The sequence below is a fragment of the Kineococcus glutinatus genome (assembly GCF_039542765.1).
Classification (GTDB): Bacteria; Actinomycetota; Actinomycetes; order Actinomycetales; family Kineococcaceae; genus Kineococcus_A; species Kineococcus_A glutinatus.
In genome coordinates, this window is the sequence record NZ_BAABIL010000070.1 from 1 (window position 1) to 2,086 (window position 2,086).

The window sequence follows — 2,086 nt, forward strand, 5'->3', positions numbered from 1 at the left end:
CGCCCAGCGCCGCCGCGGCCGCCCCGAGCGCCGCCGCGGGCCCACCGGGACCCGCGTGGCAGCATGGGCGCACCCACAGGAAGGAAGCGCCGTGCCCGGTGAGAACCTGACGCGCTCGGAGGCCCGCGACCGCGCCGCGCTCGTCTCCGTCGACTCCTACGAGGTCGACCTCGACCTCACGACCGGACCCACGACGTTCCGCTCGACGACGACCGTCCGCTTCCGCAGCACCACCGAGGGCGCCGCCACGTTCGTCGACCTCATCAGCGCCGCCGTCCACGAGGTCAGCCTCAACGGCCGCGCGCTCGACCCCGCGGCCGTGGCCGACGGCGCGCGCATCGCCCTGGAGGGCCTCGCCGCGGAGAACGAGCTGCGCGTGGTCGCCGACTGCCGCTACATGAACACCGGCGAGGGCCTGCACCGCTTCGTCGACCCCGTCGACGAGGAGGTGTACCTCTACACCCAGTTCGAGGTGGCCGACTCCCGCCGCGTCTTCGCCGTGTTCGACCAGCCCGACCTCAAGGCCGCGTTCGCCTTCACCGTGACCACCCCGGCGCACTGGACGGTCGTGTCCAACTCGGCCACGCCGCAGCCGCAGCCGCTGGCCGGTGAGCGCGCCCGCTGGGCGTTCGAGCCGACGCCGCGGCTGTCCTCCTACGTCACCGCCGTCATCGCCGGCCCCTACCAGGGGGTGCGCTCCGAGCTGACGAGCTCCGACGGGCGCACCATCCCGCTGTCGGTGCTGTGCCGGCGCTCCCTGGCGCAGCACCTCGACGCCGAGGAGATCCTCGACGTCACCCGCCGCGGCTTCGAGTTCTACGAGCGCGTCTTCGAGCTGCCCTACCCGTTCGGCACCTACGACCAGGTGTTCGTGCCGGAGTTCAACGCCGGGGCGATGGAGAACGCCGGCGCGGTGACGTTCGTGGAGTCCTACGTCTTCCGCTCCAAGGTCAGCGAGGCCGTCGTCGAGCGGCGCGCCATCACCGTGCTGCACGAGCTGGCGCACATGTGGTTCGGCGACCTCGTGACGATGCGCTGGTGGAACGACCTGTGGCTCAACGAGTCCTTCGCGGAGTTCGCCAGCACCCTCGCCGCCGCCGAGGCCACCCGCTGGAGCGGGGCGTGGACGACGTTCAACAGCCTGGAGAAGTCCTGGGCGTACCGGCAGGACCAGCTGCCCACGACCCACCCCATCGTCGCCGAGATCAACGACCTCGAGGACGTCGAGGTCAACTTCGACGGCATCACCTACGCCAAGGGCGCCTCCGTCCTCAAGCAGCTCGTCGCCTACGTCGGCCGGGAGGAGTTCCTGGCCGGGGTGCGCGCCTACTTCCGCCGCCACGCCTGGGGCAACACGGAGCTGACCGACCTGCTGGTGGAGCTGGAGGCCACCTCCGGGCGCGACCTCAAGGGCTGGGCGGCGCAGTGGCTGGAGACGGCCGGCGTCGCCACGCTGCGCCCGGAGCTGGAGGTCGGCGCCGACGGCACGATCACCGCGGCCGCCGTGCTGCAGGAGGCCCCCGCCGAGCACCCGCACCTGCGCACGCACCGGATGGCGGTCGGCTGCTACGACCTCGTCGACGGCCGGCTGCAGCGCACCCACCGCGTCGAGCTCGACGTCAGCGGGGCGCGCACCGAGCTGCCCGACCTCGTGGGCCGCCCGCGCCCGGACCTGCTGCTCGTCAACGACGACGACCTTGCCTACGCCAAGATCCGCCTCGACGAGCACTCCCTGGCCACCGCGGTGCAGCACCTGGACTCCTTCACCGACGCGCTGTCCCGCTCGCTGGTGGCCGCCGCGGCGTGGGACATGACGCGCGACGGGGAGATGGCCGCGCGCGACTACCTGGACCTGCTCCTCGCCCTGCTCGGCGGCGGCGGGGCCCGCAGCGACTCCACCGTGCTCATGGTGCTGCTGCGCCAGCTGGCCACGACGGTGCAGCTGTTCACCGCGCCCGAGCACCGCGCGGAGGTCGGCGAGCGCACCGCCGCGCAGCTGCTGGACCTGCTGCGCGGCGCCCCGCCGGGCAGCGACGTGCAGCTGCAGCTGGCCCGCGCGTTCGCCGCCACCGCCCGCAGCGAGGAG

1 protein-coding gene is annotated in these 2,086 nt (G+C 73.2%); it reads left to right on the plus strand.

The window, feature by feature from the left end; genetic code table 11:
• Positions 1–91: 91 nt before the first annotated feature.
• Positions 92–2,086, plus strand: a 1,995-nt coding sequence (gene pepN / locus ABEB16_RS03545) for an aminopeptidase N (protein WP_345710892.1), incomplete at its 3' end; no start/stop codon positions are given.